The following is a 17,622-nucleotide window of genomic DNA, read 5'->3' as shown; positions in this document are numbered from 1 at the left end:
TGGATAGGTTGTCGGCAAGTCCTCGGAACGCGCGTTTGTAGACGCTAATAAAAACACTCACGACGGCGCGACCTGTATCCGGAAGTGTCGGTGGTGCCGAACATCGGCAATGTGAAGGATTCGCTGCTGCTTGACTACGTGATGACTCTCTACTGCCCGCACATCGTGTTTCATGCGGCTTCCTACAAGCACGTGCCGTTGATGGAAGAGGTCAACACGTGGCAGGCCGTGCGCAACAACGTGCTCGGCACATACCGCGTCGCGCGCGCGGCGATCCGCCACGACGTCGCGCATTTCGTGCTGATCTCGACCGACAAGGCCGTCAACCCGATCAACGTGATGGGCGCGAGCAAGCGGCTCGCGGCGATGTGAAGCACCGGCGCGCGGCATGGGGGCAGCGGCGCGGCAGCGATATGAGCGGCTATTTTCCGGTCCAGCGTTGGGAAGCGCATATAAATCGCTGTACGAGCAGGTATTGTCTTCCTGAGTCGCTATTTTTTGCTTTCCTCTGTTAAAGGACGGGTGAGGAACCGCCGCGCGCATTGGATGTTGTAGTATTTGCATCAATTTGGACAGGAGGGCGCCGGTTGTTGCGTCCAGTCACAACTTTGCAGAGTGTCATTTCTACGATATCCCATGGCTTCTCGCCCAATTTTCTGGCAGCAGCGGCCAACCAAATGAGCAGCAAACCGCTGGTCGTCGACCTCGACGGAACGCTTATTCGTTCGGACGTGCTGATTGAATGCGGCTTCGCTTTTACCCGTTCCGCCCCTCATCGTTTCTATGAGCCGCTTCTGTGGCTCGTGCGCGACGGTAAAGCCGGGCTCAAAGCGCGTCTCGCCGCAGCGACGGATATCGACGTCACGGTTCTGCCCTATGACGCCACGGTCATCGAGTGGCTCAAAGAGGAGCGAGCCGCGGGCCGCACGCTTGTCCTCGCAACTGCGAGCCACGAGCGCTACGCAAATGCGATTGCTGAGCACCTGGGATTTTTCGACAAGACCTTCGCGACGGATGGCGTGACCAATCTGTCCGCGCATCGCAAGCGCGAGAAACTGGTCGCCGAGTTCGGCGAGAAAGGTTTCGACTATGCGGGCAATTCGCATGACGATGTGGCCGTTTGGGCCGCCGCGGAGCACGCGTATGTGGTCAATCCGTCGAATGGTGTCGAGCGCGCGGCGCGCAAGCATGGCAACGTCGCGCGCGTAATCGATGGACGCTCCGGGTGGCCGAAGACGCTTACAAAGTCGCTGCGGCTGCATCAGTGGCTCAAGAATCTGCTGATCTTCGTTCCGCTGCTGGCGGCGCATCAAGCCTCGGATCCAGCCCTCCTGCTGTCCGCGCTGCTGGCCTTTCTTGCGTTCGGCATGTGCGCGTCGAGCGTCTATTTGCTCAATGACCTGCTCGATCTCGAAGATGATCGCCATCACCCGACCAAGCGCAAGCGTCCTCTCGCTTCCGGCTCCTTGCCTCTCGTCTGGGGCGCGGCGCTTTTTCCGGTACTGCTCGTGCTGGGCGGGGCGATTGCGTGGTTCTGCCTGCCGCACAACTTCGCGTTGGTACTGCTGGGATATTACCTACTGACGCTCGCCTATTCGTTTTATCTCAAACGGCAGGTCATGATGGACGTCGTCGTATTGGCCTTGCTCTATACGACGCGAATCATCGCCGGCGCCGCCGCGATCGATGCCAGACTCACATTCTGGTTGCTCGCGTTTTCGATGTTCATTTTTCTTAGCCTCGCGCTCGTCAAGCGTTACGCAGAACTGCATACGCTGCAGGAGCGCGGCCTCGTGAATTCGCGCGGGCGAGGCTATGTGTCCAGCGATCTTTCGCTAATCTCGTCGCTTGGGGCGGCCTCTGGCTATCTTTCCGTGCTGGTTCTCGCGCTCTACATCCAGGACGGCAATACCACGAGCCTGTACCGGTATCCGCAGTTGATCTGGCTTGCCTGTCCGCTGCTGCTTTACTGGGTGAGCCGCGCGTGGATCATCGCGCATCGCGGGCAGATGCATGACGATCCGATCGTCTTCGCGGCGAAGGACCGCGTCAGCTGGCTGATCTTCGCGCTGTGCGGCATCGTTTTCTGGATGGCGATCTAGCCGATGACGAAAGTCCAATCCTGGGGGCGCTATCCGTACGCGCCACAAGATGCGCATCCGATTGCGTGGCGCGATGCCGCCGGCGCGGTCTGGCGCAAGGTAGGTAGCGAGGCGCGCACGACGCTCGCATTCGGCAATGGACGCAGCTACGGCGACAGCTGTCTTGCATCGTCGGGACATGTAATCCAGACGCTCCCGATGGATCGGCTGATTTCTGTCGATTGGGAGAACGGGATCTTGCGCGCCGAGCCCGGCATGACGCTCGGGCAGATCCTCGAAGTGGTGATCCCGCGCGGCTGGATGTTGCCGGTCACGCCAGGCACCAAATACGCGACCCTGGGCGGCGCGATCGCCAACGACGTCCATGGCAAGAACCATCATGTGCGCGGCACGTTTGGCCGCCATGTGCGGCGGTTTGGTCTGCGGCGCAGCGATGACACGCAGTTCGAGTGCGCACCTGATTTGCACGCCGAGTTCTTTGCGGCGACGATCGGTGGCCTCGGCATGACCGGGCTCATCACCTGGGCGGAGATCCAGTTGATGCCGATCAAATCGAGCCTGCTCGACGTGACCAGCATCCGCTTCGCCAATCTCGACGAATTCTTCGCGCTGTCCGAACGGCTCGATGCGCAGCATGAGTACAGCGTGGCCTGGGTCGACTGTCAGAGCCGGGATGCCGCGCTGGGCAGGGGCATTTTCATGGTGGGCGATCACGCGTGGGTTGGGGGGCTCGACGTCGAGCGCCGGAAGACGCGTACGGTGCCGTTCACGTCGCCAATTCCCGTGTTCAACCGGCTGACCCTGCGCGCCTTCAACGAGCTGTACTACCGACGGCAACGCGGGGACGCGGTGCGCTCGACGCTCAGCTATGACGCCTACTTTTACCCGCTCGACAGCCTGCTCGAATGGAATCGCATTTACGGTCGAGCGGGTTTTCAGCAGTATCAATGCGTGATGCCGGCGCCGGTCGCGCGCGATGCTACCGGCGCGATTCTCGACGCGATCGCGCGCAGCGGCACCGGCTCGATACTCGCGGTGCTGAAGCGCTGCGGCGATCTGCGCTCGCCGGGCTTGCTATCTTTTCCACTGGAAGGGACGTCGCTTGCCCTCGACTTTCCGCAGCGTGACGCCTCGAATCGCAAGCTGTTCGAACGGCTCGATGCGATCGTGCGTGAGAGCGGTGGCCGTATGTACCCGGCGAAGGACGCGCATATGTCGGGCGAGGATTTTCGCGCCGGCTATCCACAGTGGCAGCAGGTCGAATCGCTGCGCGATCCGGCTTTGTTATCGCGCTTTTGGGAACGAACGACTCGAGTATGAAAAATATCGTTATCGTAGGTGCCACTTCGGCGATCGCCATGGCCTGTGCGCGCCAGTGGGCCAGAGAAGGCGCGCGGTTTTTTCTCGTCGCGCGTAATGCGGACCGCTTGCAGCAGGTCGCGGACGACCTGACGGCGCGTGGCGCGCAGACCGTGCTGTGCCAGCAAATGGACATCGATCAGCTTGGCGAGCACGCGGCCATGATGCAGCGCTGCGCCGTCGAACTCGGCGCGCTGGACATTGTGCTGGTCGCGCCCGGAACCTTGCCTGACCAGCAGGTTTGCCAGCATAACGTCGACGTCGCGGTGCGCGAGTTCAATACCAACGCGGTATCGGTGATCGCGCTGCTCACTCGCGTTGCGAATGTGATCGAAGCGCAGCGCCGCGGCACGATTGCGGTGATTTCGTCGGTTGCCGGTGATCGCGGTCGTCAGTCGAACTATCTGTACGGCAGTGCGAAAGCGGCGTTGTCGGCGTTCTGCGAGGGTTTGCGGGCGCGCCTGTTCAAGGTCGGCGCGCATGTCGTGACGATCAAGCCGGGCTTCGTCGCGACTCCGATGACGGCGGGACTTCCCTTGCCGGGGCCGCTCGTGGCTACGGCGGATAAGGTTGCCGGCGATATAGTGCGAGCGGTGGAAAAGGGCAGAGATGTCGTTTATACGCCGTGGTTCTGGGCGGCCATCATGCTGATTATTCGCTCCATTCCTGGTCGTGTGTTCAAGCGGCTTTCGCTGTGATGTGTTGCATGCCGCGCGGCCGCGATGGTCGATTTTTCTTTTCTGACACGGTGGTCTTGTTCGTGAACTCGCCTGCAGCGCCAATGAGCGCGTCCCGCCTCGTTATCTTTTACTCGCTATTCGCGGGACTTTCGATTCTCGCGAATATCGGTTTTCAGAAGATTTCACTGCTGGTCTGGTCCGGGGTGTTCAGCGTGCCGTTATCCGTTGTCGTCGGGACGGGAGTCGGGCTCGTGGTGAAGTTTGCGCTCGACAAGATCTGGATCTTTCGCTATCGCCATCGCGACCTCTCGCATGGCATCAGGAGTTTCATGCTCTACACCGTGATGGGGCTTGCTACTACCGCGATTTTCTGGGGTTTTGAATTCGGAGCGGATGCGATTTACCACTCCGAGCCTGTTCGTTTTTCGGGTGGCGTAATTGGCCTGGTGATTGGTTATCTCATCAAATACCGGCTCGACAAGAGGTTCGTTTTTGCCTGAAGTGCAAAGCGTTGAGTTCTACGCGGTACACCACTGCCGCACTTGCGCAATCAGAAAATGTTAGTTAATGAACGTGCAGCGATTTAGGCGCTCGCGACGCGTCTGATCACCACGCTCGATGGTGCCTTAGACGAAACACGTCCCGACTGGATGATCGGGCAGGGCGACACGACGACCGCGTTCTGTGCGGGCTTCGCGGCGTTCCAGCGCGGCATCTGCGTCGGCCACGTCGAGGCGGGGCTGCGCACCGGCGATCTCATAAGTCCGTGTCCCGAGGAAGCAAACCGCAGCCTGCTCGGCCGCATCCCGACGCTGCACTTCGCACCGACCTCGCGTGCGCGCGACAGCCTGCCTGCTGAAGGCGTCGCCGCGGAGAAGGTCTTCGTGACCGGCAACACGGTCGTCGATGCGATCAGATAAGTGCGCGTGAGCTGAAGCGTCACGCCGCCGACGAGTCCGCTGCCAGCATGGCATGGCGCGTAGCAGCAGCACGTGTTTGTCACGCGCTAAGTTGCGTGCGTACATGGAACAAAGAAGGAACGACAGCATTGGCGCTAGTTCCTGTTTTGGATCAGATCAACACGTGGCAGGCCGTGCTTAACAACGTGCTCGGCACGTACCGCGTCGCGCGAGCGGCGATCCGCCACGACGTCGCGCATTTCGTACTGGTCTCGACCCACAAGGCCGTCAACCCGACCAACGTGATGGGCGCGAGCAAGCGGCTCGCGGAGATGGCGTGCTCGGCGCTGCGGCAGCAGGGCGCACGGCGCACGCAGTTTGAGACCTTGCGCTTCGGCAACGTGCTCGGCAGCGCGGGCAGCGTGATTCCGAAGTTCCAGGAGCAGATCGGGCGCGGCGGCGAGATCTACATTCTCGACATGGGCAAGCCGGTGCGTATCGCCGAGCTCGCGCACGATCTGATCCGCCTGTACGGCTTCACCGAAGAGCAGATTCGCGTCGTGTTCACGGGTTTGCGCCCGGGCGAGAAGCATTACGAGGAACTGCTCGCCGATGACGAAACCACCACGCGCACGCCGCACCCGAAGCTGCGCATCGCGCAGGCGCGCGAGGTGTCGGATAGCCTGATCGACAACCCTGCTGCCGTGGCTGATGCAGCATCGCGTGCCATCCGACGATGAAGTGCGGTGCGATCTGCGGGGCTGGGTGCCGGAGTACCAGCCGGCGACGGCGAGCCAGTTGCGCAGCGTGACGCCGACGCCGAGGATGTCGGAATCTGGGCTATTGTCCGGTGACGGCGGCCTTGCATAGGTCGTCGGCACCACCCTACTTTACGGGGCAAGTAGTCGAGCGACACCGGCGAAAATGGACCAAGAATCCACTTCGAACTCCGATAAGTGCACCGGTCCCGGTTGACCAACTTGAACGTTGCAACGTCTGGTGGTTTTACTAAAGTTCGTTGGACATCCCAGCCCTTCGACCGGTTCCAGATGTCAGCGATATAGGGCGTCGCTGATTCGGCAATTTGAGATTGCGACTGCGGCGCTCTGAGCGGCTGCGGTCGTCATTCACTTCTCGCGTCGATGCCGCCAAAACCTGCCTCTCACAGGACAGACTGCCGCTCGGCAGACTGTGAATGAATCCGCCCGACATACCTCGGCCAGCCCGGCAGCGGAAAAACTAACGGACGTGCGTCGGTGTTGCGGTCCTGTTGATCGCTTGCGGCGCGGGTTGCCCGCATTCCTTCCCGTCAGGTCCGGTCAAGACAGTAGTTGCTCCGAAATTCCGAGTGTTTTCTTGCCGAGGCGATGTCTTGACTTCTTGCGCAACGTGCCATGCTGAAATCATCGAGGTACACGCTCTGCGATGTGACCTGTCGCAAACTGTCAGTTCGATCGGGCAGGTTGGCTCTACAGAAATCGAGCTTCGGAACCCGATGGGCAGAATCAGCACCGGACCACTAAAAGAATTAGTGACGTTTCACCGGCCAGAATGACATCGTGATGGATGTATGTGGAGTTGATTTTATTTAGGACTACATTGGAGGTAAAAGGAATGTAATGTCTTTCGTCGCTGATCTCTCGGCACCATTATATTGAAAAATTCTGATCATCTGCCGGAAGGTGTTTCCGATATAGACGGCAGGCGTTCTGCAAACCCTTCGTAGTCACTAACGGAAAACAAAATGAAACAGGTTACGATAGTTCCTCGTCTTGTGGCAACAGATGCATCCTGCGCTGCCTCAGGCCATCAAGATCACCCCATCGGTTTCCGGGAGCAAGTCGCGGACCGCGATGGTTGGATGGCGCGGCAGCGCGACTTTTCAGTCTCATTATCAAGGGGCGTTTCAGCGGTGCTGCGCACATTATGCAACCGTCCGTTCGTTGTGCGGCGTGGAGTCCTATTGGAGCATGCACCGGGCACGCGCAATCCGGCTACGTGGATAGATTGTCTTGCTGCAACCGAGTTTGGGGTGTTTATCATTGATCAATACCATTGGAGGGGGGCCGTGGAGCGTTCGGTGGACGAGGATGAAGTCCTCATCCATGAGAGGCCTGGTGTTGTATCCGTTGAGACCTCTCCATTGCGCAGGGCAAAGCCCGCTCTTCGACACCTGCGGGCCGTACTGACAGACTACAACTGCCCGGTAGAATGCATTGCAGTTCTGGAAGCATCCCAGTGCGCGATTGATCCTACACTGCCAGAAACAATCTTGGTACTGTCTGAGCTCCCTCACTTTATGCGAAGCCGACTGAATCGCTTTCGCGGCAGCCGTCTTCAATACCTCGATCCCCAAAGAATTGCGGCAGCTTTGCAGGCGCGATGTACGGATTGGGGCAGAAGCTGACACCTGCAAGGCGTGTGTCGGAAAAATCTGAAAACAGGGAACCGGTGCAGATCCATCGATACTGCGCCGCGATATCGGCTCTATACCATTCCCGGTTGAATGATGTATTGCCGCCAAGGCGGGAACTTTAATTTCGATGCGCGGGCGCGAGCATCGGGGGCAAGCGTTCTCTCATACGTGGCTACGGCTCCCGATGGTCGCCATCCAATTCATCGCCTTGCCGCGGAGCCGACCCCTCCCAGCACCAGGCGCATCCACGCGCTATTGCCACGAAACACGAAACCATCGGAGACCCCGGCGTGGAACACCCCTTTTACGTGGATCTTGCCTTTTGCCTGACGCCGCACGCGTGGTGGCATTCAGCCGTCATCGAGCAAGTATTTTATCCGCTCAGCGTTTTGCCAGGCTCCTTGAGCTTCGAACAGTTCGTGCTTTGGCTCGCGACTAAACTTTGGCTGACACCTTGCTTCCGGCGCACGCACCGCAACGCACGCCTCTTGGCTTTCGGCTTATCGGTCAAGGACAAAGTACTTTCGCAAATCGGTATTTACCGTTTTTATCATTGCCAAGCCGTTTCCTCTTTATGCGAACACGCAGGTCTGTCAGCTCTTTGTGCGCGAAGCCTGATTCGAGCAACACAAGCCGGAGGCAGGTGATCTCCAGAAGAAGCAGTTCCACATCGGCGCATCGCTTCGAGCGGATTTCGACAAAGGTCGAAAGCGTTGCCATATTCAGGTCCTGCAGTCGAGTTGGACGCACCGAATTTTCAGCCATGTAGCTTTCGAAATCGAGCCAGACGTTGGTCATGACGTTGCACGTCTTCTCGTTGACCCCAATGTTGTCGGCACAAAGCTCGATTTGCTCAAGAAGTGAGGTATTAGACATTGGTTGCCTCAGGCCTTGAAAGGATACGCTTCTATCGGCGCGTCGTCATCTGGATATGCCGAATCGTGTGCTGCGCTGAGCCGGCCAATAGGATAGCCACTGAGTGCGCCGTGTTGACGTTTCGCCAGAAGACGCGCTGTCGAACGCGGCAGTTTGCTCGGTGGGCGGCGCCGGTCGACGTCGATGTTGTGCAGCGCGATTTGACCGTCAAACCGGTCCCTGATCGTCTGACAGTAGTGCCCAAGAATCATCTGGACGCGTGTCGGGCCGTGGCCGAGTGATTCACTGAGTTCCACGAGTACATCATACGGGGCTACTCCTGCCTCGAGCATTTCGAGTGCACTTTTAAGCGCATAGGTGTATCGAAGCGAATGAAAGCTGATGGGCCCAACCATGCCTGCCCGGCGGAGGAGCGCCCTCACCCGATTCATCGCAGATTTTAGAGTCTTGCCCTTGCCAGTAACCAATTCGAAATTGTTTTCGCGACAATAAGTGAGCGCGGAGCGAAGCGCTTCGATCGTCTGCGACCTATCGCTCTCAATGATTCGCACTTGCCGTGGTCTGGCGTTTTTTGAGCCGCGCATAACCGGGAGTGTGCTATCGCCACGCAGAAGTGCGTCGATCCACATTTCGAGATCAGGCGGACACATTAGCGCTTCCTTGCGTCGGAGCCCGAGATGCAGCGCGACCGATATCATGCGCACTAGCCCCTCGTCTATTCCCTGCGCTCTCACGATCAACTGCCCGATTTCCGTCGGGGTCATGGCACGCTTCGTACCTTTCCTTATTCGCCGAACGAGTCGAAGTTTCTTGTTGTTGCAGACGTCGTCGATGTCGCGGCCTGCATGGCGCGATGTGACGCGCACAGCCGAAAATATGTTGGCAAGGGTGCCTGCGGTTTTGCCCTGCGCCATGCAGTACTGGGCATAGGCATGGATCACCCATTCCGGAATATCACTGATCGATGTGCGTAACTCGCCCACCTGTCTGGCAAAGCGCAGAAGGCCTGTTGTATCGAACCGCCTGTTCTGCTGTGTTGCAAAGCTGCCGCCTGCCTTTTTGCTGCTCACTGCAGAATCGTGTATGGCCTTTGACATCATGCTCATTGGCAAACTCCCGGCTGTGGCCCGCTTCTCAACTCATGCTCGCGCGCGGGGATGGCGAGCACGGCCCCAGTCACGACTAGCTCGTGACAGATCCGCACCACTTCGGGTGCCCGCAATGACGGGCTGGGCGGGGGCGGGCCAGCGCGTACGTAATGTCATCGAATTGGGGGCCGGGGAATGCGTTGAGCTGTAGGATCCGGTTACGGATAGGCCCTTGAAGGAAAAAGGTTCTGAGGGGAGGGGACGCCCGCGTGCAGGAACTGCGTCGACGCGTAGCGGGGAGCGGCCGGTGTCTGCGGAAGACACCTTTCCTTTACCCCGTTACGGGGCGAGGAATTGCCTTTGGAAACGCTTGCGGCATTCATGAACATCTGGCAATGAATGGAACGCAAGGTCTGTCTTGATGGATGCCGCGTTGTATTTCCGCAAGAGAGAGGCTTCCTCGCCGTCTGGAATATATTGACGGCATGGTCGCGTTGCGGCAGTACCGCCAGAATCTATGGCGGTGCGTGAGGGAGCAGGTCCCTGGCATATTGCAAGAAAATTCGCCTGCAAGAAACTTGCATTTTATGGCGACCAGTTATTTCCCAGTCGGTGACTGGTTACGACGCGACATGGACTTCAGTCTCATCAGAGAACGGTCAGATGAGCATCCCGTGCAACTGATGCGTTGAAAACTCCAAGGGAGCGGAAAAGGCTCGAATTTGAGCAGCGCAGGCTGGATCCGTGTTAATGCGGTCAACACGAACTTTGCAAAGCGCTTTGCCCTCGCCGTTAAACGGAGCAAAGCACTTCAAGAAATTGGGTGAAAAACACCCCCAAACCCCCACGAGGGAGTGTGATAGTCGATGCTCGTGACGTGAGCGGACGGTGCCGCAATTAGAACACAGGCGCTCGGATAGAGGAAGGGGCGCATCGCTCCGGATAAGAAGCGCCAGCTCCGTGCCCCAGGTGTGCGCTCATCTGCGGCGCAGCGGCACAGGGTGGCCTGCGATCGCACACAATTCCGCCAGGCCGACGATGATGTTGAGAATATGCTCTCGAGGGCTTTGCGCGATCTGAACGTCGGCGAGCGGAGGTAATACAAAAGGGGGGCGAGAGACCTTGCCGTCCCGTTGGCGAGGTACGACGCGCCGGTCGGCGTGCGCTTCGCCCAATAGGCCGCTCCATCATGACGGTTATGTGCGGCGCGGACAGGTGACCGCCACAATCGACGCAGGCAGCGCGCTTGCGTTCGCGAAGAGGCTCACCGTGCCAGGTGGTCCACCGCGCACAGGTCATGGAACCGTCGCTTCTCTGCTGCATTCAGGCGACGTATGCTTGGCCTGGACGACGCGAGTAAGCTCATGCTCAGGTGCGCGGCCGCCTGGGGTACGGTGACGGCCTGGACGGCCGATAGGCCGTCGGCGCGTGATGCCGGGCGAAATCCCGATCGCCGATAGGCTGTCCGCAATGCGGGCAATGCAATTCTGTGCGTACGGAAGCGACGGCGTGTGATCGTTGCGTCATACGCTGCCCTCTTTGCCTCACTGCCCCGCGCCGCCCCATCCAGCCAAGGCCCATGATGATTGCGGTAATTCCGAGTACCGGCCCTGAGATGTCCATGCGAGTGCCCCGTGGTTTGGGTGCGATCAGCATAGCATGCTGACGTGAGCCGCGAGCTTGCGAGTCTTGAAGGCGTAGGAGTATATTGGTGGCTGCGTCTACGACGCATCGACCTTGAACCGCCACAGCTGCCCGTCTTGTTTTCGGTCAGCCTGTCGGCGGATCCGTTCGCCCGTGCACGTCCAATTCGTTTCAGGGCCCCTATAGCTCAGAGGCGCACAGTTTTAGTGCCTGTTTCGGGCTGTCCTTCCTTTCTTTGTTCCTTTTCCCGCACGCTGTCTGACGACCGTTCCCGTCGGCGTGACGTGTAGCGTCGATCGCCCCAATCTATTTCTGACTGCATACCGATGGCGGCTAGCCATCGGCAGCGCACTTCCTTGTCCGTGGCGCGCGCGGCCCGATAAACAGCGCATCCCCAAACGGCGGCGCGCTCGTCGCGCCGCTCAACGCCCGTCGATGCCTGTGTGGCATGACGGGAACACGGCCTCAACACAAGGAAGACAGATATGTACGTTCTCTACGATTACCGGTACGTCATTGCCTGTAGCAATCTGCCGTCCGAATTCAGACGGGAATTCCGCAGGCTTGCCCGTGGCAGGGTTAAGTCGACGTTTGATAGGCGCACTGGCACGAAAACTCCTGTGCCGGACGAAACACAATGCCGTCGGGTGGCGGAGCTGTTGGCGGGCTTTGAGGCGCTGCGCGCCAGCGGATATGCGCCCCAAACCCCGCTCAACTTTCAGGGCAAGCACTTGCGCTTCCTGGTCGCTCGCTGGTCCGCGCAACGGCTCACATCGGAGGACGCGGCCGAAAAGCTTGAGCATTGGCACCAGTTCCTGCTTTGGATCAGAAGGCGCGCACTTCTTACCTTGCTCATTCTGCCTGTTCCGGCACGCGAGGCCGGCGTCGACGAGAAAGATGAGCGCATCCGGGGTTCGGCTGCATGCATGCGACCGGACATTCCGGTGCTCACCAGAGACAAGGCCATGGAGGCCCTGACGGAGCACCGCGGCAACCTTCGCAAGGCAGCCCGCGCGCTGGGGACGACCACGCATGCCGTATTTCAGGCCCTCAACGAAGGCCGGCCGCCACGAAAGGAGCTTCCTCCAGGCCTCACGATCAAGAACTGATGGTTGACTTCCCGTAGCGCCCGATACGCTGGTTTCACCTATATAGTCGAAGGAGAAACCAGCATGCTGACTCACACTATCTTCGGGCTCGCGAGTGCATTGCTGTATGCGTATCTGAGCTTTAGCGATAAACGTTCGGCTGATGACGAAGTTCGAGAAGCACGGGCGGCCTCTGCCCAGGTGTGCGGGCGAGAAGGGGAGAGGGAGGTGTCAGCCGAACTGCGCTGGCACCTCATGCGCCTGTGCGGCGAGGGACTGGCCAATCAATATTGGATGGGCTTATTCCGAATCACGCGCCGGGGAGCGCCTTTCCGACTGCTGAAATCGATCATCTGGCGATTGCGCCGTTCGGAGTCTTCGTGGCTGAAACAAAGCATTGGACTGGTGTGGTCACACACGGTGAGACCGACGATACGGTCACGCTTACGACGATTGACGGGCAGCGGTTCGTGCGCACCTCGCCAATCAAGCAGAACTCCACGAAGGTGCGGTTTCTGCGCAAGCTGCTTCCGCCGCGGCTGTGCATTGTCGAAGGGCTCGGTGTTTTTTCCGCATGAAGCGGTAACGGTGGCCCACATGCTTCCAGGGGCGTTGCTTGAGCTTAGCGAACTTTATCGGCACCTGCAGGTGCACCAGCAGCCGTTTGTGCGTACGGGGAGAGGTCGCGTGCCCATTCGCAAGATCGCCGACGTAATCCTGCGGCATGCAGATACACGCCCACAAGCACTTGCCGAACACCGGCAACGCGTGTTGGAGGCCGCCCGCACGGCGTGGGGTGAAGCGCCCTTCGCCAGCGTCAATAGTTGGAGGGGCTGACCTGCTTTCACCGCTTCCCCTTCCTCACCACCATCCACCTCGGCGACTTGAACCGCACGATGCTCACGTAAAGCCACACATAAGTCGCCGCAAATACGACAACGAAGCAGAACAGATGCAGCGTGTGCCGCCAGAACAGCGTCGCCGGCACGACCGCGATCAGGCACAGCAGCCACAGGTACGGCGACGTCAGCGAGTTGCGGCGCGTCAGCTCGCGCGCGGTGCGCGCGCCGACCGCCCAGCGCATCAGCCGCTTGTAGACCAGCATATGCAGATGCACGCCGTCCGGAATGCCCGGCGACATGCCGCGAATGAACTTCTTGCGGTAGATCGAGAAGCAGGTCTCGAAAATCGGGTACATGAAGAGCAGCACCGGATACCACGCGGATACGTCGCGATTGCGCATCACGAGCAAGATCGACAGCTCGGCGAGCATGAAGCCGATGAAGTACGCGCCGCCGTCTCCGAGAAAAATCAGCCCTGCCGGGAAGTTCCAGATGAAGAAGCCGAGCACCGCGCCCATCATCATGAACGACGCCGACAGCACGACCGGGTCGTGCACCTGGAACGCCACATACGCGAGCGACGCGAACATCATGAACGCGACCATCGACGCGAGGCCGTTGAAGCCGTCGATGATATTGATCGCGTTGGCGAGCGCCGCGACCGCGAGCACCGTGACCACGAACGAGATCGCCGCATATGACAGCAGAAAGTCGAGCGGCGGCACGCTGATGCGCGTGACCGCGATGTCGAGAAAGAACCAGGCGAGGGCGGCGGCCGCCATCGTGCAGACGAGGCGTACGAGCGGCGACACGCGCTTGGTCAGATCCTCGACGAGCCCCGAGCCGAACGCCGGCATGCCGCACGCGATCAACCCGAGAATGCTGCCCGACACGGCCGGATACGCACGATGCAATTGCACCGCGGCGGCGAGCAGCCCGAGCAGAATCCCGGTCCCGCCGATGCGCGGCACCGGACGCACATGGAATTTCTGCACGCCGGCCAGATCGGTATCGGTCGAAAATTTTTCATGCACATGCGCATAGCGCACGATCAACAGCGTGATCAGCAGAGAGACGAGAAAGCCGAGCGCAAAACTAAGCATGAAAATGGGCCTGAGCGAAGACGCGGAATTATACAAACGAAACGCACGGCGGCCGGCGCGCGGCAGGGACGCAAAGCTTTCAGGAGGGCCAGCAGGAATATCCCAGATAGCGAGATCGAGGCGGCCCTCAGAGGCCCGTCAGCACTCGCTCCTCATGGATTCCCCCTATGCGCCGCACGCGCGCCGCAACCGTAAACCTGGATGCGACGAAGTGTCAGTCGCGCGCAACAAAGGCGTTCCGGAGACCCAATGCTAAACAACATCACAATTCGCGGCGGACTGACGCTCGTGATCAGCGTATTCGTCGCCTTCCTGCTGACAGTCATCGCTGTCGGATACGGCGCGCTGAAGCTCGCCAACGACAGCCTCGACGACACGCAGCGCAGCGAGGCCGCGCTGTCGCATCTGAAGGCGAGTTCCGAGAAGCTTCTGCAGGTGCAACTCGCGCTGGGCACCTATCAGACGTTGTTCAGTATCGGCAAGCAGACCGACGATCTGCTGCCGGCCGCGCACAAGGTGCTGGTCGAATCGAACGACGACTTCCACAACTACATGGCCGGCCCGTTCGCGAGCGACGCCGAGCGCAAGCTCGCGCACAGCGTCGGCGAAGCGCGCGCGGCGCTCGTCGACAAGGCGATCGAACCGGAATTCAAGGCACTGACCGACTTCGACTTCAACACCTTCCGTACCATCCAGGGGGATACCGCGAACAGCCTGTACGCGTCTTACTCTAAGGCGATCGACGCGCTCGAAAAAGCGCAGATGGACAATCAGCATCAGCAGGCTGCGACCGGCGCGCGCCGCTTCCAGCTCGCGACAGTGCTGTTCGGCGCGATCGCGGTGATCGCGCTCGTGATTGCCGTGGGCGCGCGCGTCGCGTTGTCGTCGGCGCTGATCAAGCCGGTCAACGCGACGGTCAAGCACTTCGAGCGCATCGCGGCCGGTGACCTGAGCGTCGCGATCAAGGTGAAATCGCGCAACGAGATGGGTCAGCTGCTCGGCGCGCTGACGCGGATGCGCGACGGCCTCGTCGAAACGGTCGGCAAGGTGCGCGGCAGCACGAGCGCGATCACGCAGGGCGCGAACGAGATCGCCTCGGGCAATGCCGATCTGTCGGCGCGCACCGAGCAGCAGGCGGCCGCGCTGCAGGAGACCGCGGCGAGCATGGAGCAGCTGTCGGCGACCGTGAAGCAGAACGCTGATAACGCGAAGCAGGCGAACCGCCTCGCGCACGGCGCGCTCGATACGGTCACTCGCGGCGGCAAGGTGGTGTCGCGCGTGACGGAGACGATGGACGGCATCAGCGATTCATCGCGCAAGGTCACCGAGATCATCGGCATGATCGAGGGAATCGCGTTCCAGACCAACATCCTCGCGCTGAACGCGGCCGTCGAAGCGGCTCGCGCGGGTGAGCAGGGCCGCGGCTTCGCGGTGGTCGCCTCGGAAGTGCGCAGCCTCGCGCAGCGCTCGGGCGCGGCGGCCAAGGAGATCAAGGAGCTGATCGGCGAGTCGGCGGCGAAGGTCGAGGAAGGTGCGTCGCTGGTGTCGGATGCGCAGAAGACGATTCAGGAAGCGATGAAGGCCGTCGAGCGTGTGACCGGCGTGATGAGCGAGATCGAGGCCTCGGCACTCGAACAGAGCGACGGCATCGAGCAGGTCAACAAGGCGGTGTCGCAGATCGACGAGGTCACCCAGCACAACGCGGCGCTCGTCGAGCAGGCGGCGGCCGCGGCGAAATCGCTGGAGGAGCAGGCGGTCATTCTGAAGGATGCCATTGCCGTGTTCCGGCTCGAAGAGTCGGGGGCGGCAGCTTAGTTTCCGGCCGGAAGAAATGCGTGGCTGTCGATGACATAGCGCGCCGACAGCTACCTTAGAATCCTGTTTTCCATCTGATTGGATAAAACGAAAACAGGTGTTCGATGCTTAAAGGGTTGGCAGCGTTCGTTATTTCGGCGCTCTGTGTCTGGCTGTTCATCATCGTGTTCGGTCAGACCTTTCCGTCGGCGCAATTGCACGAGGTCGGAGACTTTGCGGCGAATTCGTTGCTGATCGACGATGCAAAGCATCTGAAGCTGCTCGTCGGACATTACTCGCGCGTGGGGTTCAATCATCCTGGTCCTGCGCTTCTTTACGCGCTTGCCGCGGGCGAGATCGTATTTTTCGACCTGACGCACGCGGTCGCGTCGCCGTTTTCCGGTCAGATCCTTGCGGTCGCGCTGCTTTCCGCTTTCTGGATCGCGGCAATCGGGACGCTTTTGATCAGGATGCAGCAGGCGGCGAGGGACGCCACCGCGGCAGCCGTCGTCACCACGGCCCTATTCGTTGGTGTCACCGCTTACATCAACTACCAGGCCTTCGCGGGTCCCTGGTTCCCGCATCTCTACTACTTTGCTTTTGCGGCGTTCACTGTGTCCGTCGCCGCGTTGATCATGGGACGCGCAGACGGGCTTATGCTCCTTGCCGTAAGCCTTGGATTTTTGCTGAACGGTCATGCTTCTTTTCTGGGTATGACGGCCGTCATGCTGGGGTGCGCGCTGATAGCCAATACCTGGATTTCCGTCAGATCGGGTTCCAGTGAAACCTGGGTCTTGAGCCGGCAATTCCTCGCGGGCAATGTTCGAACGATTGCCGTTGCACTGGCGATCGTGGCGCTTTTCCTCATTCCTCTCGCGATCCAGACGATCCTTCATTTTCCCGGACCGCTCGCTGAATATGCCGCTTTTAGCCATGTCCACCGAGCGAATCGTTTAGTGGACGCCGCGCGTTTCGCCGGAGTTTTCTGGAGTAATGGACTCTTCGGCATCCTGCTGGGCGCGGCGGCTTGTGCTGTGCTCGTGACGAACGATCCCGCGCGCGACAATGAAAGCCGCGTCGCGCCTGAGCGTGCATTGTCGCTGGCGCTAGCGAGCGCGACAGTCGCCTTCGTCTTCTATGCCGCTTTCGGCGTCGACGATCTTTCGCTGACCTATGTCGGAATTTTCTACTACGTCGTTCCTGCTCTGGCGCTGACGTTGCTGGTCAAGCGCTTTCTCGACAATGTGACAGCGGCGACCGTGCCCGTTGCCGTGATCTTTTGTGTGATCGTGGCGGCTTTCACGGCGATCCGGATTCATCAGCCGCCTGAAAACGTTTCCCAGTACGACGATCCGCGAATTCCGGCTGCTTACTCGACTATCCGCAATTTCAACGCGGGGAGCGGCATCGCGGTCTTCGACCTCGATGGATCGGCGGATTGGGAACGGCTGTGGCCAATTCTGGTGGGCATCGAAGCGTACGCGAAGCGTCAGGGCAGCGTGCCGTTTTGCATCGCGCAAAACTGGCAGCTCGTGTTCACCCGAGCGGCGCGCTGCACGCCTGACGAAATGCGAGGCGCCCAGAGGCGTTTTCTGGTGTCGGCGGTGCCGAAGGAAGGAATGACCGGTGCGTTGAGCGTTGCCGGCTTGTATTTTTATCCGCGCCAATCCGCGCAGTAGGCGGGCAAACGGCGACGGTATCCGCGTTATGCGAATGCCGCCGCCGTTTTTT

At 60.0% G+C, this 17,622-nt stretch carries 12 protein-coding genes and 3 pseudogenes; 12 read left to right on the top strand and 3 right to left on the bottom strand.

Annotated elements, in window-relative coordinates; genetic code table 11:
• Positions 1-66: 66 nt before the first annotated feature.
• From AB4Y34_RS32450 to AB4Y34_RS32415, 8 genes and pseudogenes are all read left to right on the top strand, one after another.
• Positions 67-451: pseudogene (locus AB4Y34_RS32450) on the top strand (polysaccharide biosynthesis protein); the annotation flags it as partial.
• A 226-nt stretch (positions 452-677) separates the two neighbouring features.
• Complete coding sequence (locus AB4Y34_RS32445; RefSeq protein ID WP_368718344.1) at positions 678-2,102, top strand: UbiA family prenyltransferase; 1,425 nt, start codon at positions 678-680, stop codon at positions 2,100-2,102.
• Between the two features lie 3 nt (positions 2,103-2,105).
• Positions 2,106-3,422, top strand: a complete 1,317-nt coding sequence (locus AB4Y34_RS32440) for an FAD-dependent oxidoreductase (RefSeq protein ID WP_368718343.1) — start codon at positions 2,106-2,108, stop codon at positions 3,420-3,422.
• Complete coding sequence (locus AB4Y34_RS32435) at positions 3,419-4,159, top strand: SDR family oxidoreductase (protein WP_368718342.1); 741 nt, start codon at positions 3,419-3,421, stop codon at positions 4,157-4,159. The genes AB4Y34_RS32440 and AB4Y34_RS32435 overlap by 4 nt, the downstream gene beginning before the upstream one ends.
• A gap of 83 nt (positions 4,160-4,242) precedes the next feature.
• Positions 4,243-4,641, top strand: a complete 399-nt coding sequence (locus AB4Y34_RS32430; RefSeq protein ID WP_368718356.1) for a GtrA family protein — start codon at positions 4,243-4,245, stop codon at positions 4,639-4,641.
• A gap of 78 nt (positions 4,642-4,719) precedes the next feature.
• Positions 4,720-5,121 (top strand): annotated as a pseudogene (locus AB4Y34_RS32425) (UDP-N-acetylglucosamine 2-epimerase); the annotation flags it as partial.
• A gap of 77 nt (positions 5,122-5,198) precedes the next feature.
• Positions 5,199-5,910, top strand: a pseudogene (locus AB4Y34_RS32420) (polysaccharide biosynthesis protein); the annotation flags it as partial.
• 874 nt (positions 5,911-6,784) lie between these two features.
• Positions 6,785-7,447 (top strand): nuclease-related domain-containing protein, encoded by a 663-nt coding sequence (locus AB4Y34_RS32415; protein WP_368718341.1) that lies wholly within the window; start codon positions 6,785-6,787, stop codon positions 7,445-7,447.
• Between the two features lie 516 nt (positions 7,448-7,963).
• On the opposite strand, the gene AB4Y34_RS32410 is transcribed toward AB4Y34_RS32415, so the two are convergent.
• Entirely contained in the window at positions 7,964-8,332 is a 369-nt protein-coding gene (locus tag AB4Y34_RS32410) for a hypothetical protein (RefSeq protein WP_368718340.1), read from the bottom strand.
• An 8-nt stretch (positions 8,333-8,340) separates the two neighbouring features.
• On the bottom strand, positions 8,341-9,438 hold the full coding sequence (locus AB4Y34_RS32405) for an integrase domain-containing protein (protein ID WP_368718339.1): 1,098 nt from the start codon (positions 9,436-9,438) through the stop codon (positions 8,341-8,343).
• Between the two features lie 2,111 nt (positions 9,439-11,549).
• Here AB4Y34_RS32405 and AB4Y34_RS32400 point away from each other — a divergent pair.
• Both AB4Y34_RS32400 and AB4Y34_RS32395 read left to right on the top strand, forming a co-directional pair.
• The gene (locus tag AB4Y34_RS32400) at positions 11,550-12,173 is read left to right on the top strand and encodes a hypothetical protein (RefSeq protein WP_368718338.1); all 624 of its coding nucleotides are present in this window, start codon (positions 11,550-11,552) and stop codon (positions 12,171-12,173) included.
• A gap of 269 nt (positions 12,174-12,442) precedes the next feature.
• Complete coding sequence (locus AB4Y34_RS32395; protein ID WP_368718337.1) at positions 12,443-12,730, top strand: nuclease-related domain-containing protein; 288 nt, start codon at positions 12,443-12,445, stop codon at positions 12,728-12,730.
• Positions 12,731-12,996: 266 nt separating this feature from the next.
• On the opposite strand, the gene AB4Y34_RS32390 is transcribed toward AB4Y34_RS32395, so the two are convergent.
• Complete coding sequence (locus AB4Y34_RS32390) at positions 12,997-14,097, bottom strand: glycosyltransferase (RefSeq protein ID WP_368718336.1); 1,101 nt, start codon at positions 14,095-14,097, stop codon at positions 12,997-12,999.
• 249 nt (positions 14,098-14,346) lie between these two features.
• Here AB4Y34_RS32390 and AB4Y34_RS32385 point away from each other — a divergent pair, with 249 nt between their 5' ends.
• Both AB4Y34_RS32385 and AB4Y34_RS32380 read left to right on the top strand, forming a co-directional pair.
• Entirely contained in the window at positions 14,347-15,912 is a 1,566-nt protein-coding gene (locus AB4Y34_RS32385; protein ID WP_176121103.1) for a methyl-accepting chemotaxis protein, read from the top strand.
• 104 nt (positions 15,913-16,016) lie between these two features.
• Positions 16,017-17,570: a hypothetical protein gene (locus AB4Y34_RS32380; protein ID WP_368718335.1), complete on the top strand. Its 1,554-nt coding sequence runs from the start codon at positions 16,017-16,019 to the stop codon at positions 17,568-17,570.
• Positions 17,571-17,622: the final 52 nt, after the last annotated feature.

This window comes from Paraburkholderia sp. BR10954 (assembly GCF_040965775.1).
Lineage (GTDB): Bacteria > Pseudomonadota > Gammaproteobacteria > Burkholderiales > Burkholderiaceae > Paraburkholderia > Paraburkholderia youngii.
The sequence above is the reverse complement of the archived record's forward strand: the minus strand, read 5'-3'. Positions and strand labels throughout refer to the sequence as shown.